Source organism: Paraburkholderia sp. JHI869 (assembly GCF_038900775.1).
GTDB lineage: Bacteria > Pseudomonadota > Gammaproteobacteria > Burkholderiales > Burkholderiaceae > Paraburkholderia.
Genome location: NZ_JAYMSC010000018.1, coordinates 140943 through 165944, shown reverse-complemented (window position 1 = coordinate 165944; position 25002 = coordinate 140943). Strand labels below are relative to the sequence as shown.

Annotated in this window: 23 protein-coding genes; 18 read left to right on the top strand and 5 right to left on the bottom strand. The window is 63.9% G+C overall.

The features are described from left to right. Positions 1 to 119 precede the first annotated feature (119 nt). The gene (locus tag VSR72_RS27405) at positions 120 to 545 is read right to left on the bottom strand and encodes an ester cyclase (protein WP_342955483.1); all 426 of its coding nucleotides are present in this window, start codon (positions 543 to 545) and stop codon (positions 120 to 122) included. Between the two features lie 206 nt (positions 546 to 751). On the opposite strand from VSR72_RS27405, the gene VSR72_RS27400 reads away from it, so the two are divergent. The 9 genes from VSR72_RS27400 (at position 752) to VSR72_RS27360 (ending at position 8661) form a co-directional block, all read left to right on the top strand. Beyond that, the gene (locus tag VSR72_RS27400; RefSeq protein WP_342955482.1) at positions 752 to 1477 is read left to right on the top strand and encodes a 2OG-Fe(II) oxygenase; all 726 of its coding nucleotides are present in this window, start codon (positions 752 to 754) and stop codon (positions 1475 to 1477) included. 27 nt (positions 1478 to 1504) lie between these two features. Further along, entirely contained in the window at positions 1505 to 2056 is a 552-nt protein-coding gene (locus tag VSR72_RS27395; protein ID WP_342955481.1) for a methylated-DNA--[protein]-cysteine S-methyltransferase, read from the top strand. Positions 2057 to 2062: 6 nt separating this feature from the next. Next, positions 2063 to 2809 (top strand): 2OG-Fe(II) oxygenase, encoded by a 747-nt coding sequence (locus tag VSR72_RS27390; RefSeq protein ID WP_342955480.1) that lies wholly within the window; start codon positions 2063 to 2065, stop codon positions 2807 to 2809. A 270-nt stretch (positions 2810 to 3079) separates the two neighbouring features. Beyond that, a complete protein-coding gene (locus VSR72_RS27385; RefSeq protein ID WP_342955479.1) occupies positions 3080 to 3799 on the top strand; it encodes a DUF969 domain-containing protein in 720 nt (239 codons plus the stop codon). Beyond that, positions 3796 to 4746 carry a DUF979 domain-containing protein gene (locus tag VSR72_RS27380; protein ID WP_342955478.1) on the top strand — a complete coding sequence of 317 codons (951 nt, stop codon included), beginning with the start codon at positions 3796 to 3798 and terminating at the stop codon, positions 4744 to 4746. Before VSR72_RS27385 ends, VSR72_RS27380 begins: the two co-directional genes overlap by 4 nt. A 10-nt stretch (positions 4747 to 4756) precedes the next feature. After that, positions 4757 to 5767, top strand: coding sequence for a DUF2891 domain-containing protein (locus tag VSR72_RS27375; RefSeq protein WP_342955477.1), 1011 nt, complete (start codon positions 4757 to 4759; stop codon positions 5765 to 5767). A gap of 169 nt (positions 5768 to 5936) precedes the next feature. Next, on the top strand, positions 5937 to 6386 hold the full coding sequence (locus VSR72_RS27370; protein ID WP_342955476.1) for a CBS domain-containing protein: 450 nt from the start codon (positions 5937 to 5939) through the stop codon (positions 6384 to 6386). A gap of 239 nt (positions 6387 to 6625) precedes the next feature. Continuing rightward, positions 6626 to 8191: a methyl-accepting chemotaxis protein gene (locus VSR72_RS27365; protein ID WP_342955475.1), complete on the top strand. Its 1566-nt coding sequence runs from the start codon at positions 6626 to 6628 to the stop codon at positions 8189 to 8191. Between the two features lie 71 nt (positions 8192 to 8262). Continuing rightward, positions 8263 to 8661 (top strand): VOC family protein, encoded by a 399-nt coding sequence (locus VSR72_RS27360; protein ID WP_342955474.1) that lies wholly within the window; start codon positions 8263 to 8265, stop codon positions 8659 to 8661. Positions 8662 to 8682: 21 nt separating this feature from the next. Here the strand turns inward: VSR72_RS27360 and VSR72_RS27355 are convergent, their stop codons facing one another. Then, the gene (locus tag VSR72_RS27355; RefSeq protein ID WP_342955473.1) at positions 8683 to 10095 is read right to left on the bottom strand and encodes a DUF2252 domain-containing protein; all 1413 of its coding nucleotides are present in this window, start codon (positions 10093 to 10095) and stop codon (positions 8683 to 8685) included. A 215-nt stretch (positions 10096 to 10310) separates the two neighbouring features. Here VSR72_RS27355 and VSR72_RS27350 point away from each other — a divergent pair, with 215 nt between their 5' ends. The 6 genes from VSR72_RS27350 to VSR72_RS27325 all read left to right on the top strand — a co-directional run bounded on the left by VSR72_RS27350 (position 10311) and on the right by VSR72_RS27325 (position 15745). Then, positions 10311 to 10562: a hypothetical protein gene (locus VSR72_RS27350; protein WP_342955472.1), complete on the top strand. Its 252-nt coding sequence runs from the start codon at positions 10311 to 10313 to the stop codon at positions 10560 to 10562. A 38-nt stretch (positions 10563 to 10600) separates the two neighbouring features. After that, on the top strand, positions 10601 to 10768 hold the full coding sequence (locus tag VSR72_RS27345) for a lipocalin-like domain-containing protein (protein WP_342955471.1): 168 nt from the start codon (positions 10601 to 10603) through the stop codon (positions 10766 to 10768). A 272-nt stretch (positions 10769 to 11040) separates the two neighbouring features. Further along, entirely contained in the window at positions 11041 to 12306 is a 1266-nt protein-coding gene (locus VSR72_RS27340) for an ABC transporter substrate-binding protein (protein WP_342955491.1), read from the top strand. A 96-nt stretch (positions 12307 to 12402) separates the two neighbouring features. Beyond that, positions 12403 to 13278 (top strand): branched-chain amino acid ABC transporter permease, encoded by an 876-nt coding sequence (locus tag VSR72_RS27335; RefSeq protein ID WP_342955470.1) that lies wholly within the window; start codon positions 12403 to 12405, stop codon positions 13276 to 13278. A 23-nt stretch (positions 13279 to 13301) separates the two neighbouring features. Next, positions 13302 to 14228, top strand: coding sequence for a branched-chain amino acid ABC transporter permease (locus VSR72_RS27330; protein WP_321960358.1), 927 nt, complete (start codon positions 13302 to 13304; stop codon positions 14226 to 14228). Further along, a complete protein-coding gene (locus VSR72_RS27325; protein ID WP_342955469.1) occupies positions 14225 to 15745 on the top strand; it encodes an ATP-binding cassette domain-containing protein in 1521 nt (506 codons plus the stop codon). The genes VSR72_RS27330 and VSR72_RS27325 overlap by 4 nt, the downstream gene beginning before the upstream one ends. A 22-nt stretch (positions 15746 to 15767) precedes the next feature. On the opposite strand, the gene VSR72_RS27320 is transcribed toward VSR72_RS27325, so the two are convergent. Further along, complete coding sequence (locus VSR72_RS27320; RefSeq protein ID WP_342955468.1) at positions 15768 to 17510, bottom strand: Na/Pi cotransporter family protein; 1743 nt, start codon at positions 17508 to 17510, stop codon at positions 15768 to 15770. 39 nt (positions 17511 to 17549) lie between these two features. After that, entirely contained in the window at positions 17550 to 20324 is a 2775-nt protein-coding gene (locus tag VSR72_RS27315; RefSeq protein WP_342955467.1) for an HAD-IC family P-type ATPase, read from the bottom strand. A gap of 153 nt (positions 20325 to 20477) precedes the next feature. Between VSR72_RS27315 and VSR72_RS27310 the strand changes: the two genes are divergently transcribed. The 3 genes from VSR72_RS27310 (at position 20478) to VSR72_RS27300 (ending at position 24124) form a co-directional block, all read left to right on the top strand. Next, positions 20478 to 21386: a LysR substrate-binding domain-containing protein gene (locus tag VSR72_RS27310; protein WP_342955466.1), complete on the top strand. Its 909-nt coding sequence runs from the start codon at positions 20478 to 20480 to the stop codon at positions 21384 to 21386. A 167-nt stretch (positions 21387 to 21553) separates the two neighbouring features. Continuing rightward, positions 21554 to 22861, top strand: coding sequence for an MFS transporter (locus tag VSR72_RS27305; protein WP_342955465.1), 1308 nt, complete (start codon positions 21554 to 21556; stop codon positions 22859 to 22861). Positions 22862 to 22885: 24 nt separating this feature from the next. Further along, the gene (locus VSR72_RS27300) at positions 22886 to 24124 is read left to right on the top strand and encodes an amidohydrolase family protein (protein WP_342955464.1); all 1239 of its coding nucleotides are present in this window, start codon (positions 22886 to 22888) and stop codon (positions 24122 to 24124) included. Between the two features lie 83 nt (positions 24125 to 24207). Here the strand turns inward: VSR72_RS27300 and VSR72_RS27295 are convergent, their stop codons facing one another. Then, entirely contained in the window at positions 24208 to 24933 is a 726-nt protein-coding gene (locus VSR72_RS27295; RefSeq protein ID WP_342955463.1) for a glutamine amidotransferase, read from the bottom strand. Positions 24934 to 25002: the final 69 nt, after the last annotated feature.

Here is a 25002-nt window from a genome sequence, read left to right as displayed (position 1 = left end):
TAACCAACCCGCGAATATCAGCTTGATCCACCGTCGAGATTTACTGCTACGCCGCCCTCAGGAAATTTACTCTAACCATGGACTAGATCTTGAAAACCGATTCCGATTGACACCGGGAGTCATATCAGCGCGGTTACGCCATCGTCGAGTCCGATCTCTTCCACGATCTTGCCGTTCCTCAGGTGCAACACCGTCGTGCCGGTGAAATGCATCTTGCGGCCGCTCGCCGCCGGCAACGATCCTGCGAGAAAGTCCGCGAACGCCGGGCCCGAATGGGTGCCGCCGCCTTCCCACTGACCCACCACGAACTCGCCTTCAGCGATGAGATCGGCCGCGCCCCAAAAGTTCAGATCGGGGAACGCCGTGCGAAAGCCTGTCATGAAGGCCTTGATGTCCTCGCGGCCGCGGCGCGGTTCGTGCAGCGAATACTTGAGCAGCATGTCTGGCGCGGCTAGCTCGTCGACGATGCCGAGGTCGCAGGTTTCGCCCCAGAAGCTCGTGAACCAGCGGCCAACGATCGCCTTGTTGTCCTCTTCCATCGACATGTTCGACTCCTTGCTGATCTCGATTCACGGTGAAGCAGGATTGCTTCGCCTGAAATGAACGATATCGAGCAGGGGGGCCGTGCAGATACCCGTTTCTTGCCATGACGTTCGCGTCGAATTGGAGCGCAACATTCGGATCGGAACGTGCGTTGCGTTGGGGTATCGTTGGTCTGTATGCGATATCGGCGAGAGGAGGGACGGACGCGATGAAAACCGGAACGATGAGGGCGGAGAAGCCGGAATCCGGAACGTATGACTGGGTCGAGATCGAGCGGTCGCTCGATGCGCGCGGCTACGCCGTATTGCCTCGCGTGCTCAGGCCCGAGCAATGCGCGCAACTCGCCGCCCTGTATGCGAGGGACGATGGCTTCCGCTCGCGCATCGTCATGGCGCGCCACAATTTCGGACGCGGGGAGTACAAGTACTTCGCGTATCCACTGCCGTCGCTGCTTCAGCGCTTGCGCCATGCGCTCTATCCGTACCTCGCGCCTGTCGCCAACCGCTGGAACGTGCAACTGGGGATCGACACGCAGTACCCGGACAACCTCGACGCTTTTCTCGACCAATGCCACCGCGCAGGGCAGATGCGCCCGACTCCGCTCATCCTCGAATACGGCGCAGGCGACTACAACTGCCTGCACCAGGACCTCTACGGCGAGCATGTGTTTCCGTTGCAGGTCGCGATGCTGCTCTCGCGGCCAGGCGTCGACTTCGAGGGCGGCGAGTTCGTGATGACGCAGAGCGCGTCGAACGGGCAGTGCGCTGAAGTGATACCGCTGGAGCAGGGCGATGCGGTGCTGTTCACCGTGAACCAGCGTCCGGCGGCGAACCGGCGCGGCGGCACGCGCAGGGTCGCCATGCGGCACGGCGTGAGCGTGGTGCGCAGCGGCAAGCGTCATACCGTCGGCCTGATCTTTCACGATTCACGGTAGCGTGCGCAAAACGCGAAGGACTGCATCATGCAACTGTTTCTCAGCCATATCGAGTCGCCGCTGGGCGACCTCATGCTGGTGAGCGATGTGCAGCATCGGCTGCATGCGCTCGAATTCTCTGATCATCGCTCGCGTCTGCATCGTGGTTTGCGCGAGCGATACGGCAGCGCCGAATTGATCGACGCCGCCGCGCCGGCTTCGATTGCCGACGCTATCACGCGTTATTTCTCCGGCAAATTGGACGTGCTCGATTCTCTTGCTGTTGTCATGGCGGGTTCGGACCTCGAAGAGAAGGTCTGGGCCGCATTGCGCGGCATTCCAGTTGGCACGACGACGAGCTACGGCAAGCTCGCGAAGGCGTTGGGATTCGAAGACCCGCGCGCGGCGATCGACATAGGTGCGGCGAATGGCGCGAATCCCATCGCTATCGTCGTGCCGTGCCATCGTGTGATCGCCAGCAACGGCGAGTTGAAGGGCTACGCGTGGGGCTTGCATCGCAAGCGCTGGCTGCTCGAACACGAGAAGGCGATCCCTGCCACGCACGAGGTTCCGAAGACCGCAACGCTGCCTGGCTTTTGACACCCCATGACTTTATCCGTGAACACACTCGACAAGCTGGATTGGAGCGCGCTCGCCGCGCAGCTGGATAGCGAAGGTTACGCGGTACTCCCTCGCCTCCTTGACGCTGATGAAGCCCGCTTGCTCGCGCGCGAGGCCGGCACATCGGACGCGTTGCGCCGCGTATCGCTGGATTCACTCGATCTCGGCCGCGGCGATCTGCTGTATTTCGACGCTCTGCTGCCGCAGCCGTGGGCGCAATGGCGTACGGAGTTCTATCGTCAGTTGGCGTCCGTCGCCAATCGCTGGAACGAGGTACTTGGCATGCCTTATCGATTTCCGGCGAAGCTGGATGCATTCGCGGAGCGCAACCGGCGGGCGGGGCAAACGTGGGCGCAGTCGCATTTGAACCGGCTAGGCACCGACGATTATCTGGCTCTGCATCAACGCAGCGACGGAGAGCACGTTTTTCCGCTGCAAGTGGTCGCCTTGCTCACGGCGCCGGGGAAAGACTTCACGGGCGGCGACCTGGTGTTGACCGAGCAACGTCCGCGCATGCAGTCGCGCCCCACCGTCGTGCCGCTCGGTCTGGGCGACGCGGCGATCATCGCCACGGCCCAGCGGCCATTCAAAGGCAGCAGCGGTTACTACCGCGTGAACCTGCGGCATGCCATTAGCCGGGTGCGAAGCGGCGAGCGCGTTGGTGTCGAGCTGTCGTTCCACGACGCGCCTTACGCGGCCAACGATCAACACACATTCGATCTGGATGCCTGACTGGTGGCAGCGCAGGCATTCAGATACACCGCCTGCAGACGCAACTAACTGTCAACCCCACCAACCCCAAGCCTACGCCGCGTTGCGGCGGCATCGATTCGCCGTCATCCGACTCGCCCTGCCCAGGGACTTCCCGTATACAGACTTTATCGACTATTTATCGATAAATTGTCGTGATAGATTCCTGGGCTGAATTGGGTGCAACGGGGAAGAGTGCGCCCGCGCGGCCGGCATCACGAGACCGGCGGAAATACATACGGCGGAGGAGAGATGCTGGTTCTGATAGGGGTGCCGATCGTGGTGATCGGTTTCGCATTGCGCCTGAACGCGCTGCTCGTCGTGACCGCGGCGGGCATCGCGACGGGGCTTGCGGGCGGCCTGCATACGGTCGAGATTGTCAGCGCGTTCGGCAAGGCGTTCGCCGATAACCGCTACATGGGCCTCATCTGGCTCACGCTGCCCGTGATCGCGCTGCTGGAGCGCAACGGCCTGCGCGAGCAGGCAAAGCACCTCATTTCGCGCGTGCACGCCGCCACCACCGGCCGCGTGTTGATGCTCTACTTCGTGATCCGCCAGATCACGGCCGCGCTCGGCCTCACGTCATTGGGCGGGCACGCGCAGATGGTGCGTCCGCTCATCGCGCCCATGGCCGAAGCCGCCGCCACGAAGCGCTACGGCGATGTGCCCGACGCCGTACGCCAGCAGATCCGCGCCAACGCATCGGCCGTGGACAACATCGCCGTGTTCTTCGGCGAAGACATCTTCATCGCAATCCAGTCGATCCTGCTCATCAAGGGCTTCCTGGAGCAGAACGGCATCATCGTTCAGCCGCTGCAGGTCTCGGTCTGGGCGATTCCCACCGCGTTCGCGGCGCTGCTCATCCACTGCGTGCGCCTGAAGCTGCTCGATCACAATCTCTCGCGTCGCCTGAAAGTGAACGGCGCCGCCAACGCGCACGACGCCGCAAACCGCCAGGGGGCCGCTTCGTGATCAAGCTCGAATCGCTCTATGTCGTCGCGGGCCTGATGTTCGCGTCATTCGCCATTTTCAACCTGCTCGACCGCGCGAACCCGCGCCGCGTCGTCAACTTCGTGTTCTGGGGCGTCTATGCCGTGACGTTTCTGTTCGGCGGCGTGCTGCCGCATTTCGTGATGGGTTGCCTCGCGATCGCGCTCGCCTTGATCGCGGGCTCCGGTAAGCTGGGGCGCAGCCCCGCGGGCAACGACAACGCCAAGGCTGTGGAACGCCGCGAGCAGGGCGCACGCCGCTTTGGCAGCAAGCTCTTCATTCCGGCGCTGCTCATCCCCGTCGTGACGCTCGTCGGCACGCTCACGCTTAAGTACGCGCCCTTCGTCGAAGCGAAGAACGTCACGCTCATCTCGCTCGTGATTGCCACGCTCGTTGCGTTCGGCGCCGCGCTCGTCATGTTGCGCGATTCGCCCGTGCAGGCGCTCAAGGGCGCACGCCACACCATGGACGCCGTGGGCTGGGCCGCGATCCTCCCGCAGATGCTCGCCGCGCTCGGCGCGCTGTTCGCGGCAGCGGGCGTGGGCCACGTGGTGTCCGAGCTCGTCACGAACTGGATTCCGCAAAATTCGGCGTTCGCGGTCGTGGCCGCCTACACTTTCGGCATGGCGTTGTTCACGATGATCATGGGCAACGCATTCGCGGCTTTTCCGGTGATGACCGCGGGCATCGGCCTGCCGCTGATCGTGCATCAGTTCCACGGCAACCCCGCTATTCTCGGCGCGATCGGCATGCTTTCGGGCTTCTGCGGCACGCTCATGACGCCGATGGCCGCGAACTTCAACATCGTCCCGGCAGCGCTGCTCGAACTGAGCGACAAGAACGGCGTGATCAAGGCGCAATGGCCGACCGCCGTGCTGCTTCTCGTCGTCAACACGCTGCTGATGTACGCCTTCGTTTTCCGGTTCTAATGAGATCGCGATGACCACACACCTCACCGCCGCGCATGCCTCGAAGTTCGCCTCGCTCGCGCTGGCTCACCTCACGCGCGAGTATCCGAACAAGCTGACCCATTCGCTCGAAGGCCCGCAGGACGTGCAGGGCCCGCGCGCGCTGCACCCGGTCTTTTACGGCAGCTACGACTGGCATTCGTGCGTGCACGGCTACTGGCTCGTGCTGCATCTGCTGGAGCGCTTTCCCGATTTGCCCGAGGGACCGCAGATCGTCGCCGTGGTCGACGAGCACTTCACGCCGGAGAAGATGGCCGGTGAGATGGCCTATCTCACGCTCGCGCACAACCGCGGCTTCGAGCGGCCTTACGGCTGGGCATGGCTGCTTGCGCTCGCGGCGCAGGTCGAGACGCTGAAGTTGCCGCAGGCCGCGCGCTGGAAAGTGGCGCTGGCGCCGCTCACCGACTGGTTCGTCGAGCGCTTCGAGGAATTCCTTCCGAAGGCGACGTATCCGCTGCGAGTGGGCACGCACTTCAACACGGCGTTCGCGCTCACGCTCGCCTACGACTTCGCAAAAGCCACCTCGCGCCCGGCGCTGGCTTCGCTGATCGAAGACACCGCCACGCGCTGGCATGCCAACGACGCGGGCTGCCAGGCGTGGGAGCCGGGCGGCGACGAATTCCTGTCGCCCGCACTGAGCGTGGCCTTGCTGATGAGCCGCGTGCTGCGCGCGCCCGATTTCGAGCCGTGGTTCACGCGCTTCCTGCCGAATCTCGTAGTGCAAGAGCCCGTCACGCTCTTCACGCCGGCCACCGTGACCGATCGCAGCGACGGCAAGATTGCCCACCTCGACGGGCTCAACCTGAGCCGCGCGTGGTGTCAGCGCTCACTCGCACGCGCACTGCCCGCCGGCGACGCACGCGTGGCCGTGCTCAACGATGCCGCGCAACTGCATCTGGCCAGCGCGCTCGACCACGTGGCCGGCGACTATATGGGCGAGCACTGGCTCGCCACCTTCGCGACGCTTGCGCTCGAAGCGTGACGGAACCGGGGCGCGCCGTTCGCGCGCGCCTCACGCCGCTTCCAGACTGAAGATTTACACGCTCGCGGTCGATATAACGGGCTGAAGCCCCGAGCCGCCGGCGGAATCTGCTGCGATCTGCTGCGCATCGACCGGCTCGGGACATCGAACCCACTCAGGTCTGGAAGGTATGCAAGTAGAGAAATTCATGACGAGCCGTGTCGTCACCATCGGTTTCGACGACACGCTCGCTACAGTGCGCGAGATCTTCGCCGAGGCGAGCTTTCACCATCTGCTCGTGGTCGAAGAGGGCAAACTGCAAGGCGTCGTCTCGGACCGCGACCTGCTGCGCGCAATCAGCCCGTTCATCGACAGCGTGGTCGAATCCGCACGCGACCTCGGCACGCTCAACAAGCGCGTGCACCAGATCATGAGCCGCAAGCCGCTCACGCTGCGGCCCGAGTCGAGCCTTTCCGAGGCTGTGGCCCTCTTTCTTGCCAACAAGATCTCATGCATTCCCATCGTCGATGCCGAATTTCGCCCCGTGGGCATCGTGAGCTGGCGCGACGTGCTGCGCTATCTCGTGCCGATGGACGAGGGCGCCGCACCCGACGCAGGTTCGGAAAAGGGCAGCGCGTGATGCGGATTGGCTCGCACGCATCCCACATTTTGATCTGTATTACGAAGTGTTGCTAACGGTCGTACTTCTTTGAGGCGAACCATAAAGTTCGCAACCTCTCCTGCCGTTGTTATGTACTGGGCGCTTAAACAGCCTGAACGACTGGGCTGCACTGGATAAGCGCGCCGGAACATTCGATGAAAAACGACTGGGACACGCGCGGCCCCCAGAGCCGCGTGCCCCACGGAGAGAGACCAGGAATGCTGCACAAGCTGTCGATACGCGCGAGCCTGACCGTGATGATTGCCTTCTTCGGCATCGTCCTGGTCGTTGGGGCCGCCACAGGACTCCTGTCGATGCGAGCGGGCAACGAGTCGCTGCGCACGATGTACACCGTCAATACGCCGGCCGTGGCGGACCTCGAAGGCAGCGCCGGCCAGTTGCTGCGTCTGCGCCTTGCGCTCGCCACCAACGCATCGCTTTCCGATCTCGGCGACCACGATGCCGCGGACGCCGTGCTCAAGCGCTTCGATCAGTACCTGAAGAACTCGAACGAGCGTCTGGACCACTATCTGTCGATTGCGAGCGGCGAAGGCGAGGCGCAGGATCTTATCGCCGACATGCAGGCCAAGCGCAACAGCTTCCTGCATGACGGCGTCGAGCCGGCGCTGGCGGCGCTCAAGGCTGGCGACAAGACCGCGTTCCAGGAACTCCAGGGCCACAAGCTGCCTTCGCTCTATGGCAACTACGAAAAGGCGATGCTCGTGCTCGAGAAGCGCCAGATCGACCTCGGCGCGCAGCGCTACCAGGAAGCGCAGGACCGCTTCAATGCGGTGAGCATCGCGGTGGGCGTGGGCATGGTGCTCTCGCTGCTGCTCGCATGGATTGGCCGCGCCGCGCTCATGCGCGCGATCGTGCATCCTGTGGACGCGGCCATCGCGCAGTTCCAGCGCATCGCCGCCGGCGACCTGAGCGGCACGGTCGAGGCGACGAGCAACAACGAAATGGGTCGCCTGCAGTCCGCGCTGCGGCAAATGCAGGACGCGCTCATCAAGACGGTCAGCAGCGTGCGCGAAGGCGCGCTCTCGATCGACAAGGGCGTGAGCGAAATTGCCGCGGGCAACACCGATCTTTCACAGCGCACCGAGGAGCAGGCCGCCTCGCTCGAGGAAACGGCGGCGAGCATCGAAGAACTGACCTCCACGGTCAAGCAAACCGCCGAAAACGCGCGCCAGGCCAGCACGCTCGCCGAGGGCGCTTCGGGTCTCGCCGCGCAGGGCGGCGCGCTCTCGCGCGAAGTGGTCGGCACGATGCAGGACATCGTGGGCGACTCGCGCCGCGTGGGCGAGATCGTCGGCGTGATCGAAGCCATTGCGTTCCAGACCAATATTCTCGCGCTCAACGCGGCCGTGGAAGCGGCGCGCGCGGGCGAAGAAGGGCGCGGCTTCGCGGTGGTGGCGAGCGAAGTGCGCTCGCTGGCGCAGCGCAGCGCCGCGGCGGCCAAGGAAATCAAGGAACTGATCGAGTCGTCGACCACGCGCGTGGAGACGGGCGCGGGCCTCGTCGAACGCTCGGGCTCGACGATGAGCGAAATCGTCGAAGCGATTGCGCGCGTGAGCGCGATCATGAACGAGATCGCATCGGCGGCTGCGGAGCAGAGCACGGGCATCGATCAGGTCAACATTGCCGTTGGACAGATGGATCTGGTGACCCAGCAGAATGCGGCACTCGTTGAGCAGGCAACGGCCGCGGCTTCGTCGCTCGAAAACGAAGCGCACCGGCTGAACGCCGCGGTTTCGGTGTTCCGCACCGGGCGCGCAGGGTAACGCTCGAGCCGCATGGGGTGATTCGCCCGGTATAGTCGGGCATTCACGACTGCCTGCGGACCTCGCACACCATGCAGCTTCTCGATCACGTTTCGATCGGCGTTCCCGATCTCGACACAGCGCGTCCCTTCTACGATGCGATCATGAACGTGCTGGGCGCGGTCAAGGTGTACGACCGCCCCAATGCACTCGGCTACGGCGAGCGTTGCGACGCCGCCGAAACGCAATCGTCCTATCTTTCCGTCTATCTGGATGCCAGCGCCATCGAGCCGAACAAGCGGCACTGGTGCTTCAAGGCCGCTTCGCGCGCGCAAGTCGATGCGTTCCATGCAGCGGGTCTCGCGGCGGGCGGCCGCTCGGATGGCGGCCCGGGCTTGCGGCCGCACTATCACGCCGATTACTACGCCGCTTTTCTCATCGATCCAGCCGGTAACCGGGTCGAGGCCGTGTGCCATCTGGCATCGGCCTGACGCCTTGACGTGCGTAACGCGTTAGACCCGGAAGTCGGCGGCCATGTCCTCGTCGCTTCGCGCCTCGAGCCTGCCTGAGCGGCATGCCGCCATGAAAACTTCGTAATCCTTTTCGTTCTGGATCGCGCAGGCTTGAGCGTATTCCACCAGCGCATCGGCAAAAGACTCGCCGCTGCCGAGGTACGCGGCGATTTCCACAGCCTTGCCGCTCGCCTTGGCGTGGGCGCGCGCGAGCGCCCAGCCGCACGCGCGCGCATAGCCTTGCAGCAGCGTGTTGTCGAGGCGTTCGATGTCGGCCGAGTACTTCATGTCGCGCAGCTGGCGGAAGTAAAAGTGGCGGCCGGCAGGGCCCGTCGTCCAGCCGAGGAAGAGATCACTCGCCGCCTGCAAAAGGCGCTGGCCGCTCACCACGCGCTCGCCCTGGTGCGGCGTGTCCTCCACCCCGAAATACTGCGCGACGACCGACTGGCGCGCTTCCTTCGCCTGCAGAAATAGCGGCTTGTCGTGACTGTCCACCATCAGCATGACGAGGCAGACCGTGCCCACGCTGCCCACGCCCACCACCTTGAACGTCACATCGTGAAGCTCGAACTGGCGCAGCAACGACCGGCGCTCGGAAGCGAGCGTGGCAAGATAGGCTTCGAAGGTCTTGCCGAGCTTGCCTTTCCAGTTTTGCGTCTGCGCCCAGGCGCTGTCCTTGCCGAGCAGCGAGTTGGGGCCGCCCGGGTGGAACATCGCGGGCGGCGCGTCCTGCATGATCCACTGGTCGTCCTGCTTCACGGCCATCTTGCGCAGCACGCTTTCGTGCGTGCGCGTCTGGCCTTTTTCCTTGGCGCGCTGGATCAGGCGGCGGCCTTCCGCCGTCGCCGCCCGCTCCATCATGCGGTCGAACGTGACGAGTTCGTACCAGAGTTCGAGCGCGCTGCGCTCGGCGTATTCGTTCATGCGGTCGCGGTATTCGGTTACCGCCGTGCGCACGATGTCGCCGATGGTGGCTTCGTCGACGCGCATATGCCGGCCCGCCACGGCGAGACTGCCGGCGAGACGCTTCACGTCCCACTCCCACGGGCCGGTGGCGACTTCGTCGAAGTCGTTGAGGTCGAACACCTGCTGGCGCTCCGGCGTGGCGAAGCCGCCGAAGTTCATCAGATGCGCGTCGCCGCAAATGGGAAACGTGATGCCGGTATTGGGCGTGCCCGCCAGGTCGTGCGCCTGCAGAATCGCGCTGCCGCGAAAGAACGTGAAGGGCGAGACGGCCATGCGCCCATAGCGCAGCGGCACGAGCGATTCGACGCGGCCACGGCTATTCGCTTCTAGCAGTTCGATCGGGTCGCGCTCGACGTTGCCGATTACTTTGTGATCCGAACGTTTTGTACGTTCGCGCGCCTGACGGCCAGCGGCTTGCCGCTCGGCCAATGATTGTGCTTCCGCCATATGCGCACCTCGATTCGTTGATGTTTTTTAAGCGCGATTCTTGACGTCTGGCTTTGCGGTGGCGACGCGCGCAAACGCTGAGCGGCGCGACGGGCCAGTGTAGCATCGAAGAGGTTTGGAGCGCGGCCAGGCAGGACGAAACACGTTGCCCAACGCACACACCCGCTCCGGCAATGGATAGATGGGCGGCATTGCGATACGCGGGAGATAGGGAAATGTCACGCACTGGCAAATACTGGTTTCGAGCCAAACGCTATGGCTGGGGGTGGGGGCTTCCGCTTACCTGGCAAGGGTGGGCGGCGTTAGCCGCGTATGTTTTGTCGATCTGTTTGATCGCTGTTTATTTCGAGCCGCACGGGCACCCGTTCGAGTTTGCGGGACTCGTGATACTCGCCACGCTCGCGCTTTCCGCGGTGTGCTGGCTCAAGGGCGAGCCGCCTCGCTGGCGCTGGGGCAAAGAGCGCTAGCGACGTGGAAACTGCAGTCCTTCATCGATGGCGATGGGGTGACCCATCATGTCGACACATCGTGGAACGAGTCATGGACGGGGACGATTCAGTTGCGCCGTTTCAGAATCGACGGCAAATACCTGCACATCACGACGCTGCCCGCGCGCAACCCGGTGACGGGAACGGACTGCATTTCCGAACTGGTGTGGGTGAGGGTCGAATAAAAAACCGCTTCAACTGTCGTATACGTGAAGATCGCGGCCTGGCGTCGCGAGGCATGCGCGAGGTGCTGCGCGCAGCGTCCGCCGCCGCGCGGGGAATCGCATTTTCTTGCCGCTTTGCACCATGAAATCAGCAGGTTATCCGTAAGTTACCTGTCATCGTTTGTACCGATTGAGCGCGCATAAGCTGGTGATACTGTTGTGGGCACATTCTTCAAAGCTGCTATGCAGCGGGCAGATGTTCCTCAACGATCCTGGCGAATCGGAGATGCATGATGTCCAGTAAAGGCGTGTGGCGAAACTTTCATCGCGCAGCGGCGACGGGTATGGTGGCAGCAGGGCTCGGGCTCGCGGCCGGCGCGCATGCCGCGGGCGACCCGATCAAGATCGGCGTGATCAGTGAGGAGTCCGCAGTGGCGGGCGCTTCGATCAGCAAGGCGGCGCAGCTCGCCGCGGACGAGATCAACGCGAGCGGCGGCGTGGATGGCCGCCCTATTCAGATCGTCGCGTATGACGACCATTCGTCGGCCTCGGACGGCGTGCGCGCGTTCCAGCGAGCCGCGACCCAGGACAAGGTGGTCGCCGTGATCGGCAGCTATATCAGCGAAGTGGCGCTCGCCATGGAGCCCTGGTCGGCGCGCCTGAAAATGCCCTTTGTTACGCCGGGCGCAGCGAGCAACGACATTTCGAAACACGTCCACGACGACTACGACCACTACAAGTACACGTTCCACGGCTGGATGACGTCGGCGTTCATTGCGCAGTCGATCTGCGATTTTTCACACGATATTCTCGTCGGCCAGTTCAAGATGAAGTCGACGGTCGTGATGAGCGAGGACGCAGCCTGGACCAAGCCGCTCGACGAACGCTTCATGGAATGCCTGCCCAAGGCCGGCCTCCAGGTGCTCGATCACATCCGCTTCAATCCGGATACTTCGGACTTCACACCAATTTTCAACCAGATCGAGGCGAAGCACCCCGATACGATCACCACGGGCATCAGCCACGTGGGCGTGCAGCCGACCGTGCAATGGCACGATCAGCAGGTGCCGATCCCGATGTCGGGACAAAGCTCGCAGGCTACGACCACGAGCTTCTGGAAGGACACGAACGGTGCAACCGAAGGCGTGATCACGGCTTCCGCTGCCGCGCCGGGCGTGGCGATCACGCCGAAGACGGTGCCCTTCGCGGATGCGTATCAGAAGAAGTTCGGCGTATCGCCCGCGTATTGCGGCTTCTCGACGTATGACCTCGTGTACATCATTGCGGACGCGATCAAGCGCAACAAGGGCTCGACCGATCCGGACCAGATGGTCGCCGCGCTAGAGAAAACGGACTACGTGGGCACGATCGGACGCTGGCAGTTCTACGGCAAGAACGATCAGTTCACGCACGCGCTCAAGTACGGTCCGGGCTATATCACCGGGATCAACCTGCAATGGCAGGACGGCAAGCAGATCGCGATCTGGCCGAAGTCCGTCGCGAATGGCAAGGTCAAGTTCCCGACCTTCATCAAGGTCCAGCAGGCTAGCGCGAACTAGGCCCTGTTCGCAGTGCGTCGCGCCGTGCGGCCCTTCGTTTGACGATGGGCCGCACGGCGCATCTGGCGACCCACCCATCCACATGAAAGGCCGCGCATGCTGCTCTTGCAGATTCTCATCGACGGCTTCGCCATCAGCTCGCTCTACGCGCTGGGCGCCATCGGCTTCACGCTGATTTTCGGCGTCTCCGGCATATTGAATCTCGCGCACGGCGGCGTGATGCTAGTCGCGGCGCTGATGGGCTGGATGCTCGCGGGCGAAGCCGGCCTCGGCACCTACCTCGGCACGTTGCTCGGCGTGGTCGCCGGGCTCCTCGCGGCTTATGTCACCTACCTGATGGTGGTGCGGCCTATCCAGCGTTCCGCTGCCATTCCCAACGAAGAGAAGGAAATCTTCGTGCTCACCGGCACGCTGCTGTGGGGCATCATGATCCAGCAGGGCATGGCCTGGCTCTTCACCGACAATCCCGTGACGATGCGCCCGCTCATCAGCGGCGTGGCGATGATTGGCAGCGTGCGCGTGCCGTTCAACGAGATCATGATCGCCGTGGTCTGCTGGGCCGTAATCGGCCTCTTGTGGCTGTTCGTGAATCGCACGCGCGCAGGCAAAGCGCTGCTCGCCGCCTCGATGAATCCGCGCGGCCTCACGCTGCTTGGCTTCGAACTCTCGCGCATCTATCTGCTGGCGTGGACCATTTACGGCGTGCTGGCCGGCATTGCGGGCGTGCTGCTCGCGTCGTTCCTTGGCGTGAGCACGAACAACGCCGGGCAGCTCACGGCTAGCGCATTCTCCATCGTCGTGCTCGGCGGACTTGGTAGCGTTTCCGGGTCGTTGATGGCCGCGTATGTCGTTGGCTACCTGGAGACCGTCACCGCGTATCTCGTCGCGCCGACGCTGCGGCCGCTGCCCGCGCTGCTACTGCTGGTGCTCGTCGTGTATGTGCGGCCCCAGGGCTTCCTGGGCCGCCGCTAACCGAGCGAAGGGAGCGTATCGACATGTCCGGTCTTCTTCGTTCGCGTGGGGTATGGGTGGCAGTGTTGCTCGCCGTCGCGGCGGCCACGCTGCCCTGGTGGATGTCGGGCTATATCCTCGGCGTGCTCACGGTCGCGTATTACTTCGGTGTGTTCGCGATGTCGTGGGACCTGCTGTTCGGCTTTGCCGGCGAGGTCAATTTCGGCCCCACGTTCCTGATCGGCCTCGGCGCTTATTCCGCGGCGATCATCGATGCCCATTGGGGCCTGCCGATTCCCGTTTGCGTGATCGCGGGCGGCCTCGTCGCGCTGGTGGGCGGGCTGCTGCTCGCGGTGCCCGCGCTGCGGCTGCGCGGTCCGTACTTTGGTCTCGTCACGCTCGTGGCGGTGCTGCTGCTACAGAACGCCATTGTGATTTTCGCGGGCGTGACGGGCGGCGAGATCGGCATGATGGTGCCCGATGTGATGTCCGTCGATGCGAACCACAACTACTGGATCGCGCTCGCGTTTCTGGTGGTATGCGCGATCCTGCTGTTCGGCCTCTCGCGCTCGGCAATCGGCCTCATTTTGCAGGCTAGCGGCCAGGACGCCACCGGCGCGCAGGCGCTGGGCTTCAACGTCACGCGGCACAAGCTCGTGGCCTTTTGCATCAGCGCCGTGTTTTCGGGCGTGGCGGGCGCGATGCTCGTGTTCTACCAGGGCACGGCTTCCGTGAGCACGGTGGTGGATTTGAGCGTAGGCGTGCAGATCATCATCGCGGCCGTGCTCGGCGGGAGGCGCACGATACTCGGCGCCGTGCTCGGATCGATCTTCCTGATCGTGGCCGGCGAGTTCCTGCGCCCGCTCGGCCAGCTCAATACGTTCGTCGTCGCGGCCGTGGCGCTCGCGGCGCTGCTGTTCTTTCCGGACGGCTTGCTCGGCAACCTGCTGCGTGCGAGGGAACGCCAATGAACGACACGCCGCTGCTCTGCGTACGCGGGCTCACCAAGCGCTTCGGCGGTCTCGTCGCGGTGAAGGACATCGGCTTCGACATCCGGCCTGGCGAGATCCTCGGCCTGATCGGACCCAACGGGTCCGGCAAGTCGACCGTGATGAAGCTCATCATGGGCATCGAGCGGCCCAACGCGGGCTCGGTCAAGGTGAACGGCGTGGAGATGGCCGGCTGGGCGCCGCACCGCATCGCGCGCGCGGGCGTGGGCATCGTGTTTCAGCATTCGCGGCCGCTGCATCGGCAAACGGTGCTGGAGCATATCAAGCTTGCGCTGCTGCCTGACTCGCTCGTGAAGCTTGCGGCCGAGCCACACGTACATCAGCGTGCCCAGGAAATCGCCGCGCGTGTGGGTCTCGCCGGTGTCATGCATCGTCATCCCGCTACGCTGCCTTTCGCGGACCTGCGGCGTATGGAAATGGCGAAAGCGATTGCGCGCGACCCGCAGGTCGTGCTCGTCGACGAGCCGTTCGCAGGACTAACGGTTGCGGAATCGGAGGCCTTCTCGGAGCTGATACGCGGCTTTCGCGCGGAAGGCCGCGCAGTGCTGCTGGTCGATCACAATGTGAAGAGTCTCTCGGCGCTGGCTGACCGCGTGCTCGCCATGTACCTGGGCGAGCACGTTGCCGAAGGCACCGCCGAAGAAGTGATGCAAAACGAAACGGTGCGCCGCGTGTATCTGGGCGGCAAGCTGGAATTGCGTCAGCGGGCGAGCTTCGCGGGCGAGGCGAAGCGCTCGATCCTGGAAGTCTCCGACGTGCGCGTGCTGTACGGCAAGGCATGCGCGCTCGACGGCGTGAGTCTCCACGTTCGCGAAGGCGAGTTCGTCTCGGTGGTTGGCCTGAACGGCGCGGGCAAGACGACGCTCTTCAATGCGCTTTCGGGGCTCCTGCCGTACAAGGGGACGATCCGCTTCGACGGGCGCGACCTGAACGGCATGAGCGGAGCGGCCGTGTCGCGCGCGGGCCTCGTGCAATGCCCGGAAACGCGCGAACTGTTTGGCGACATGACGGTGCGCGAAAACCTCGAACTCGGCGGTTATCATCTTTCGGACGAAGTGCGCAAAAAGCAGCTCACCTGGCTCTTCGACCTCTTTCCCATCCTCAAGTCGCGCCAGGGCCAAACCGCGCGCACGCTCTCGGGCGGCGAGCAGCAAATGCTGGCCATCGCGCGTGCGCTCATGCCCCAGCCCAAGCTGCTGATACTCGACGAGCCGACGCTCGGGCTCGCGCCCGTGATCCTCGAGCAGCTTTCGAAAGCGCTGGATGCGCTGCAGCAGTCCACGCCCATTACCGTACTGTTAGGTGAGCAGAACGTTCGCTTCGCCCTGCCGCATGCGGATCGCGTCTATGTGCTGGAGCACGCGCGCATTATCTGGGAGGGGAGCGCCTCGAGATTCGAAGCGGAGATGGGCCGCGGCTTTCTCGAAGCGGTGCCCACGAGCGATCCGCATGCCCTGACCTCGGGCGCTACGCGTTGAAGACCACGCGCGTGCCCAGGCTTCACGCCTGGGTTTCAGCCTCGGCCTCCGCCACGCCCTCAGCAGCCTGAGGCTCCAGCACCTTCACATCGTGCAGCCACCGCGTGGCCTTGGCGATGGCGCGGGAGAGCCGTGCCACCTCGTTGAGCTGCTCGATCACGTCGTTGGCGAAGCGGAAAATGAACGCCGCGCCCTCGTTGCGCAGTTGCAGCGCAGACATGACGTGTTGCCGCGCCGAATCGGACTGCGCTTCGATTTCGGCCTTAGCGTTGACGATGCCCGCCACGATGTCGGCCTCCGGGTGCGCGATCATCTCCACGGCAAGCGTGAATCGCTCGATCACCGACCTGGCGAATTGCAACAGCTCGGCGTTGTTCGTTAGCACGGTCAAGTCCGCACTTTGCGCGGCACGCCTTTGGCTCAGCGCGAGCATGCTCGTGGTGGCCACTTCGCGGATAGCGTCGAGGCAGGTCGCGATACGCGCGAGATCCACCAGTTGCCGGCCTTCGTCGTCGCTTTGCACGGCGTCCGAGAGCTTGCCGATATACGTGAGAATGGCGGTGCTGAGCGAGTCCGCCGCCTTGTCTTCGTTCGTCACGGCGGAAAGCGCCTGCGTAGAGCTTTCGACCACGAGCCTCGCGCTATGCTCGACCAGAATCTGCACGAGCTTGCCGAGCGAAGCGAGTTCGAGCTGCACACGGGCAATCGCGAGCGCCGGCATTTCGACCAGCGTTTCGTCGAGGTAGCGCGGCACGCCGGGGTCTTGCCACCCTTCGCGCCGCGAAGGGGCCAGGCGTTCGGCGAGCTTCGCAATGGGCCCGGTGAACCAGATCAACACGAAGGTGCTGAACACGCTGAACACCGTGTGCGCATTGGCGGCCTGACGAGGCGTTTCCGCCGCGAGGCGCGCAGCGCCGGTCAGCTCGGGCGAGCTGGGTGAAATCATGCGCACGAAATCGGCGAACTGTGGAATCGCGAACACGAAGAACAGCACACCCATCACGTTGAAGAGCAGGTGAACGATACCGACCTGCGCCGCCTCCGCCGATTTGCCAATCGAGGCGAGCAGCGCGGTGCCACAGGTGCCGACATTCGCGCCGAGTATCAGCGCAATGCCCGATTCGAGCGGAATCAGCCCCTGGCTGCCGAGCGCGATCACGATCGCAAGCGTGGCCGCCGAGCTTTGCACGACGGCCGTGAACACCGCGCCGATCACGACGCCGATCAGCGGATTGCGCATGTTCTGCATCGCGTCGATGAACGGCTGGTAGTCGCGCAGCGGCCGGGTGGCGTTACCCATCATCTCGATGCCGAGAAAGAGCAGGCCGAGGCCAAGCAGCGCGCCGCCCAACTCGCGCAGCGTTTCGCGTTTCGCAAAACCATAGAGCAGGAAGCCGCCCCCGAGCATGAACGGCGTGAGCGCTGAGATATTGAACGCGATGATCTGCGCGGTGAGCGTCGAGCCGATGTTGGCGCCCATGATCATCGGTATGGCCTGCCGCAGCGTCATGAGCCGCGCGGAAACAAAGCCCACCAGCAACACCGTGGTGATGGTCGACGAATTGAGCAGCGCCGTGATGCCCGCGCCCGCGAGCACGCCGCGAAACTTGTTGGCAGTGAGCGAACCCAGCAGCGACTGCAGGCGCGCGCCGGCAAGCGTTTTTAGCGCTCCCGTCATGAGGTCCAGCCCGAACAGGAACAGGGCGAGCCCGCCCACCAGCAATCCGGTCACCTCAACCAGGTTCAGGTACGCGCCAGGCAGCATGGCATTGGGCCCTCGCTCATGAGACGGGACGAAACGATTCTACGCGTCATGGTACTGCGTTGTGGCCCCGCCGCGCTGTTGCGGGGCCACTGTCCGCTTCAGCGCCGGTATCGAGCGAATGACGAGCTTTTCGATCTCCACCACGAGGAAGAACAGGATCGCGCCCGCCACGAGCCAGAGCCAGGTCGAGAGCGGAAGCGGCTCGGTTTCGAATACGGCATGAAAGGGCAACGTATAGGTGAACAGAATCTGCAGCACGACGACAGCGCCAATGCCGTACCAGAGATACGGGTTGCCCGTGTGTGCGCGCACCGATAGCGCCGAATTGATCAGCGAGCGGCTGTTGAGCAGATAGAAGACCTGGCCCATCGTAATGGCGTTGACGGCGGCCGTGCGCGCCATGAAGTCAGTCGCGCCCTGCGACTTCATCCAGAAGAATGCCGCGAGCGTATAGAGCACGAGCGTGGCGCCGACAAACAGAATGCGCCACACGCCGAATGGTGTGACGATAGGCCGGTCGATCGAGCGCGGCGGGCGCTGCATCACGTCGACTTCGTGAGGTTCGAAGGAAATGACGAGACCGAGCGCGACGGACGTGACCATGTTCACCCACAGCACTTGCGGCGCGGTGATCGGCAGCGCGAAGCCGAACAGGATCGCGATGGCGATCACGGCGCCCTGGGCGATATTCGTGGGCAGCATGAAAAGCATCGCCTTTTCGATGTTGTTGTAGACCGTGCGCCCTTCCTTCACCGCTGCGGAGATCGAGGCGAAGTTGTCGTCGGCGAGGATCATGCCCGCCGCTTCCTTCGTCACCTCCGTACCCTTGATGCCCATTGCCACGCCGATGTCGGCTTTCTTTAGCGCGGGTGCATCGTTCACGCCGTCGCCCGTCATCGCCACCACCTGGCGGTTGGCCTGGATCGCCTTCACGAGCCGCAGCTTGTGCTCGGGGCTCGCGCGCGCGAACACATCCACGTCGCGCACGCATTCCTGCAGTGCGGCGTCGTTCATCGCCTCGATCTCGGTGCCGGCCACGGAAGTCTTGCCGTCGCCGATGCCGAGCATGCCCGCGATCGCGGCGGCCGTGACCTTGTGGTCTCCAGTGATCATGGTCACGCGGATGCCGCCGCCGTGGCATTCGCGCACGGCCTCGATCGCCTCCTTGCGCGGCGGGTCCATGAGGCCGACGAGACCGAGCAGCACGAGCGTCTTCGGCAGGTCCTGTGGGCCGAGGTTGCCCACTTCGAGGCCGGGATCGGGCAGCCACGCGAGCGCCAGGACGCGTTCGCCCTGCGAGGCGAGCCGCTCGCCCTCGCGAGCGAAGCGCTCACGGTCGAGCGGCGCGGGGCCGCTTGCCGTTTGCTGGCGGTCGCAATGCTCGATGATCACTTCCGGCGCGCCCTTGACGAGCAGCATCTCGCCTTGCGCCGAGCGGTTCAGTGTCGCCATGAACTTGTGCTCGGACTCGAAGGGAATGCCGTCGATGCGCGGCGCGGCGGCGCCTTCCGCGCCGCGGTCCATGCCGAGCTTGCCGGCGAACGGATAGAGCGCGCCCTCGGTCGGGTCGCCTTCCACCTTCCATTTGCCATCTTCCTCGAAGAGCCCGGCGTCGTTGCACAGAATGGATACGCGACCCATGAGCGTCAGAACCTCCGGCGCGGCGGCGCCGAGCGCCTTGCCATTCGCGCGCACCTCGCCTTCGGGGGCGTAGCCGTCGCCGGTGACTTCATAGGGCGCATCCGCCGTGACGACGGAGGTCACCATCATCTCCATGAGGGTCAGCGTGCCGGTCTTGTCCGAGCAGATGCGCGAGACGGAGCCGAGCGTTTCGACAGCGGGCAGGCGGCGGATGATGGCGTTGCGCTTCGCCATACGCTGCACGCCGATGGCGAGCGTAATGGTGATGAGCGCGGGCAGGCCCTCGGGGATCACTGAGACCGCAATGCCCACCACCGCCTGGAACAACTGAATGAAGGTCATGTGGCCGAGCCAGTGACCCCATGCGAAGAGCAGCACGCTGATGATGCCGATGGCGATGGTGATGACGTATCCAAACTTCTTGATCTGGCGTAGCAGCGGCGTTTCCAGCGCGCTGACTTCGGCGAGCATCTGGTTGATGCGGCCAAGCTCCGTCTGGCTGCCCGTTGCCACGACGATGCCGGTTGCGCGGCCCGAGAGCACCATCGTGCCGGAAAAGGCCATGTTTTCGCGGTCGCCGACGGTGGCCTGCGCCGGCACTGCGCCGGTGTTCTTCTCCGCGGGCACGGACTCGCCCGTGAGCGCCGCCTCTTCCGTGCGCAGATTCCTCGCTTCCACGAGACGAATGTCCGCGGGGATCTTGTCGCCCGATTCCAGCAGCACGATGTCGCCGGGCACCACCTCGTCGGCGGGAATCAGGCGCACCTCGCCGGCGCGCAGCACGCGCGCTTCCGCGGAGAGCATGTTGCGGATCGAGTCGAGCGCCTTCTCGGCGCGCCCCTCCTGCAGGAAGCCCAGCAGCGAGTTGAGGATGACCACCGCGAAGATGATGGAAGCGTCGAGCCACAGGCTCAGCATCAGCTTGATGAAGCCGGCCGCGAGCAGCACGTAGATGAGCACGTTGTTGAACTGGGCAAGCAGGCGCATGAAGGGGCCGCTTTTCTTGCCCTGGGGCAGCACGTTCGGCCCATACGTGCCGAGGCGTTGCGCCGCATCGGTCGTATCGAGCCCTTGCGACGGATTCACGTTGAGCTGGCGCTCGATCTCGTCGGCAGGCATGGCATGCCATTGCGCCGCGCCCGCGCCTGTTCCTGCACTCTCGGCAGAACTCATCTTCGCCCCCTGGTTGCACAGAGATTCAACGCAATAGTAAGTTTTTTTCGCGGCAGGCACGCGCAAGCTGGTGCTTGCGCAGTTTCTGTTTCGGGGCAGCCGCTGCGGGATGTATGGCAACATCTCCCTGCCACGACCCGCTCGAGTCATTCCATGCGCATCACGCCTCTGCCTCCGTTGCCCTGCCTCGTCGCGTTCGAAGCCGCCGTGCGTCACGCCAGTTTTACGCGCGCCGCCGCCGAACTGCACCTCACGCAAAGCGCGATCAGCCGCCAGATCCAGCAGCTCGAAGAATTCCTCGGCCGCTCGCTGTTCGTGCGCGAGCATCGATCGCTGCGCCTCACGATAGCGGGCGAGCAATATGCGGCGCAGGTGCAACGGCTCCTCACGCAATGCGCCGAAGCCACCTTCGATGTGATGAAGCACTATGGCGATCTCGAACTGACCATTGCGTGCTCGTCGGGCGTGGCGGTGCTGTGGCTTACGCCGCGCCTGCCGGCGTTTCGCGAGGCGTATCCCAACATCAAGCTGCGCTTGATCGTGCGCGACGGGCTCGCTTCGATGTCGCCCGCCGAGTTCGACGTTGGCGTTTATTACGTGCGCCAGCAGGCGCCTGCCCATTTCACCGTGCGCCGGCTCTTCAACGAAGAGGTGTTTCCCGTTTGCTCGCCAGGCTATCTCGCGGGCCGCGCGCTCGCGCCCGCCGATCTGGCGAGTGAAACGCTGCTGCTGCTCGAAGACGGCCAGCGACAATGGATGTCGTGGCCCGAATGGTTCGACCTGAACGGCGTAACGATGCCGAAGACGCCGCAGGGCATCACGATCAATCACTATCCGCAGCTCGTGCAGCTGGCGATACTCGGCCAGGGCGTGGCGCTCGGCTGGCGCTACATGATCGACGCGTGCATGGACGACGGTTTGCTCGTGCGCGTGGGCGAGAGTTCGGCAAGCCACGGCGGCGGGTATTACGTGATCTCGCCGAACGACCGCGTGCAGAACCAGGCGGCGCGTTTGTTCACGCGCTGGCTGTTCGAGCAGGCGGAGATACAAACAGCGGGGTGATGGACTAAGCGCCGTTCAGGCGCCTGGCATGCGCTCAGCGCATGCATGCATGCGAATCTTTCGTTTCAGAAATTAATCGGGCTGTCATTAGCATGGGGAGCATGTTGGGGGCTCCGGGCGCGAAGTCGTTGGCGCGCAGCTACGATTAATCTGACAAGGAAGAGACCATGCAAGGAACGCTTTCACCTCGCGTCGCGCATGACGCTGTCGCGACCACCGCGCAGCAGCGCCGCCGCGCGATCATCGCGACGGTATTGGGCAACGGCCTCGAATGGTTCGACTTCACGGTGTACAGCTTCTTTGCTGTGATCATCGCGAAGCTGTTCTTTCCGACCGGCAACGAGCTGACCTCGGTCCTCCTCACGGTGGCGACCTTCGGCGTGGGCTTTTTCATGCGGCCCGTGGGCGGCATCGTGCTCGGCATCTACGCCGACAAGGTGGGCCGAAAGGCGGCGCTCTCGCTCACCATTCTGTTGATGGCCTTCGGCACCGCGCTCATCGGGCTCGCGCCCACTTACGAGCAGGTCGGCATTGCTGCGCCGCTGCTGATCGTGCTCGCGCGCCTGCTGCAGGGATTCTCCGCGGGCGGCGAGATGGGCGGTGCCACCGCGTTCCTGACCGAGTACGCGCCGCCGGGCAAGCGCGCCTACTATTCGAGCTGGATCCAGTCGAGCATCGGCTTCGCGGTGCTGCTGGGCGCGGCAACCGGCACCTTCGTCACCTCGTCGCTCGACGCGCAATCGCTGCATAGCTGGGGCTGGCGGCTGCCGTTTTTGATCGGCATTCTCGTCGGCCCGGTGGGCTACTACATCCGCAGCCATATCGACGAGACGCCCGCGTTCAGCGCCGTGGAAGCGCAGGCGAAAGACAACTCGCCGCTCAAGGAAGTGTTCGAGCGCTACCCGCGCGAGACCTTCGCGAGCTTCTCCATGGTCATCCTCTGGACGGTCTGCACCTACGTGCTGCTGTTCTACATGCCGACCTATTCGGTGCGCACGCTGCATCTGCCGCAGTCGATCGGGTTCTCCGCGGGCATGGTGGGCGGCCTGATGATCATGTGCGGCTCGCCTGTTGTGGGCAAGCTGGCGGATGCATGGGGCCGCCGCGTGTTCCTGAGCGGCGCTGCGTTCCTGATTCTCCTGCTGGCGTGGCCCATGTTCGCGTGGATCAACCGCGCCCCCAGCTTCGCGTCGCTCATTGTGTTCCAGGCTGTGTTCGGCGTGCTGATCGCCGCCTACACCGGGCCGATTCTCGCGGCCTTCTCGGAGCTGTTCCCGACCAAGGTGCTCTCCACAGGTCTTTCGGTGGCCTACAACTTCGCGGTCACGATCTTCGGCGGCTTCGCGCCGTTCCTGATCACGTGGCTCATTGCGCGCACGGGCAGCAACATGGCGCCCGCGATCTATGTGATCGTTGCGGCCGCAATCAGTCTGGTTGGCACCTGCTTCGTGAAGGACATGCGGCGCGCGAACTGAACGACTCTATAAGGAATCCGTAAAATGACAATCACTGTTCTCAAAGGCGGCAACGTACTCGATCTCGAACGCGGCGTGCTGCTCGAACACCATCATGTCGTGATCGAGAACGAGCGCATTGTGGAGGTGACCGATCGCCCCATCGACCTGCCGAATGCCAACGTGGTAAACGTGCGCGGCAAGACGGTTATGCCGGGCTTTATCGACTGCCACGTGCACGTGCTCGCCTCGAACGCGAATCTTGGCGCGAACGCCATGCAGCCCAATATTCTCGCGGCCATCCGCTCGCTGCCGATTCTCGACGCCATGCTCTCGCGTGGCTTCACGAGCGTGCGCGACGCAGGCGGCGCCGACTGGAGCCTGATGCAGGCCGTGGAAACAGGCCTCGTGCGCGGGCCGCGCATTTTCCCCTCGGGCAAGGCGCTTTCGCAAACGGGCGGTCACGGCGATTTCCGTCCGCGCGGCGACTTGCTCGAACCGTGTTCGTGCTGCTTCCGTACAGGCGCGATTGCGCGCGTGGTGGATGGCGTGGATGCCGTGCGTCTCGCCGTGCGCGAGGAGATCCAGAAGGGCGCAACGCAGATCAAGATCATGGCGTCTGGCGGCGTGGCTTCGCCTACGGACCCCATCAACAATACGCAGTACTCCGAAGATGAAATTCGCGCGATCGTGGCAGAGGCCGAAGCGGCGAACACGTATGTGATGGCGCACGCGTACACGGGCCGTGCGATCGCACGGGCGGTGCGCTGCGGCGTGCGTACGATCGAGCACGGTAATCTCGTGGACGAAGCGGCTGCTCAGGTCATGCGCGAGTTCGGCGCTTTCGTGGTGCCGACACTCGTGACTTACGACGCGCTGGCCACACACGGCGCGCAGTTCGGAATGCCGCCGGATTCGGTGGCGAAGGTCGCTTCCGTGCAGCAGAAGGGGCGCGAATCGCTGGAAATCTACGCGAACGCTGGCGTTCAGATGGGCTTCGGCTCCGACCTGCTCGGCGAGATGCATGAGTTCCAGACTGGTGAGTTCCGCATTCGCGCGGAAGTGCTCGGCAATCTGGAGGCGCTGCGTTCGGCTACGAGCGTGGCCGCGGATATCGTGAACATGAAGGGCGAGTTGGGCGTGATCGCAGCGGGCGCCATTGCCGATGTGGTCGTGCTAGATGGGAATCCGCTTGACGATATCGGCGTCGTGGCCGGCGAGGGCGAGCGGATCGAATATGTCCTGCAGCGAGGGAGGATTGTGAAGGCGAGGGTGGCGGGGTGAGTCGGTGTGGCGTAGTTTTCGCGTTTGCGTAGACCGACCGCGACGGATTCATCGCCCCCCGGCGACGTACAGCAACAACGTCTTCATTCCAATCCGTTGAGCCATTCGCCGAACAGAGCTCGCGCCTGCAACTCGAGCGTGCGACCATAGTGTTCGGCGCCTGTCCTTAGGCGGCTCACGCTCTGTCCGGGCGTTGAGCCGATTTCGAGGGCGTGCCCAATCAGCCAGCGGTCAAATCCGTGTACGCGGACCTCCGGGTGAAACTGGAGCCCCAGCACGTTGGGTCCAATGCTGAATGCCTGACGGGGATAGGCCTCGCTCGAGGCGAGCAACGCCGCTTCCTCGGGGAGGTCGAACGTGTCTCCATGCCAGTGAAGAACGCGACAGTCATTCGAAGTGAGAAAGCGAAGCGGCGTACTCATCCCCTCGTTTGAAAGGGTGATCTTTCCCCACCCCAACTCACGGATCCCTCCCGCGTAGACTTTCGCCCCTAGCGCAGACGCGATCATCTGGGCGCCCAGGCAGATACCAAGCGTCGGCAACCTCGCGGCGATGCGCTTTGCGAGCATCGACTTCAGTGTGACGAGCCACGGATACGCCTCTTCCTCGTACACACCGATAGGGCCACCGAGTACGACGAGCACGTCCGCGTCATCGAACGTCATTGTCGAGAAGTCGTCCAGACCGGCGTCAACGTACGTCATCTCGACACCTCGTTCTTTGAGAACGACTTCGAGCGTACCGAGATCCTCGAAATGCACGTGCCGCACAGCGACCACTCGTTGCAGAGAAACAGAACGTTCAGACATATCGAGCGAGGAAAGATCAGCGACTGGAAAAGGGATCGGCCCGCAGCCACCGGGTGGCTGCGGGCCCTC

Bases quoted from the DNA above. Each gene is read 5' to 3' on its own strand.
- VSR72_RS27405 (WP_342955483.1), bottom strand. From the start codon at position 545: ATGTCGATGGAAGAGGACAACAAGGCGATCGTTGGCCGCTGGTTCACG.
- VSR72_RS27400 (WP_342955482.1), top strand. From the start codon at position 752: ATGAAAACCGGAACGATGAGGGCGGAGAAGCCGGAATCCGGAACGTAT.
- VSR72_RS27395 (WP_342955481.1), top strand. From the start codon at position 1,505: ATGCAACTGTTTCTCAGCCATATCGAGTCGCCGCTGGGCGACCTCATG.
- VSR72_RS27390 (WP_342955480.1), top strand. From the start codon at position 2,063: ATGACTTTATCCGTGAACACACTCGACAAGCTGGATTGGAGCGCGCTC.
- VSR72_RS27385 (WP_342955479.1), top strand. From the start codon at position 3,080: ATGCTGGTTCTGATAGGGGTGCCGATCGTGGTGATCGGTTTCGCATTG.
- VSR72_RS27375 (WP_342955477.1), top strand. From the start codon at position 4,757: ATGACCACACACCTCACCGCCGCGCATGCCTCGAAGTTCGCCTCGCTC.
- VSR72_RS27370 (WP_342955476.1), top strand. From the start codon at position 5,937: ATGCAAGTAGAGAAATTCATGACGAGCCGTGTCGTCACCATCGGTTTC.
- VSR72_RS27365 (WP_342955475.1), top strand. From the start codon at position 6,626: ATGCTGCACAAGCTGTCGATACGCGCGAGCCTGACCGTGATGATTGCC.
- VSR72_RS27360 (WP_342955474.1), top strand. From the start codon at position 8,263: ATGCAGCTTCTCGATCACGTTTCGATCGGCGTTCCCGATCTCGACACA.
- VSR72_RS27355 (WP_342955473.1), bottom strand. From the start codon at position 10,095: ATGGCGGAAGCACAATCATTGGCCGAGCGGCAAGCCGCTGGCCGTCAG.
- VSR72_RS27350 (WP_342955472.1), top strand. From the start codon at position 10,311: ATGTCACGCACTGGCAAATACTGGTTTCGAGCCAAACGCTATGGCTGG.
- VSR72_RS27340 (WP_342955491.1), top strand. From the start codon at position 11,041: ATGTCCAGTAAAGGCGTGTGGCGAAACTTTCATCGCGCAGCGGCGACG.
- VSR72_RS27335 (WP_342955470.1), top strand. From the start codon at position 12,403: ATGCTGCTCTTGCAGATTCTCATCGACGGCTTCGCCATCAGCTCGCTC.
- VSR72_RS27330 (WP_321960358.1), top strand. From the start codon at position 13,302: ATGTCCGGTCTTCTTCGTTCGCGTGGGGTATGGGTGGCAGTGTTGCTC.
- VSR72_RS27325 (WP_342955469.1), top strand. From the start codon at position 14,225: ATGAACGACACGCCGCTGCTCTGCGTACGCGGGCTCACCAAGCGCTTC.
- VSR72_RS27320 (WP_342955468.1), bottom strand. From the start codon at position 17,510: ATGCTGCCTGGCGCGTACCTGAACCTGGTTGAGGTGACCGGATTGCTG.
- VSR72_RS27315 (WP_342955467.1), bottom strand. From the start codon at position 20,324: ATGAGTTCTGCCGAGAGTGCAGGAACAGGCGCGGGCGCGGCGCAATGG.
- VSR72_RS27310 (WP_342955466.1), top strand. From the start codon at position 20,478: ATGCGCATCACGCCTCTGCCTCCGTTGCCCTGCCTCGTCGCGTTCGAA.
- VSR72_RS27305 (WP_342955465.1), top strand. From the start codon at position 21,554: ATGCAAGGAACGCTTTCACCTCGCGTCGCGCATGACGCTGTCGCGACC.
- VSR72_RS27300 (WP_342955464.1), top strand. From the start codon at position 22,886: ATGACAATCACTGTTCTCAAAGGCGGCAACGTACTCGATCTCGAACGC.
- VSR72_RS27295 (WP_342955463.1), bottom strand. From the start codon at position 24,933: ATGTCTGAACGTTCTGTTTCTCTGCAACGAGTGGTCGCTGTGCGGCAC.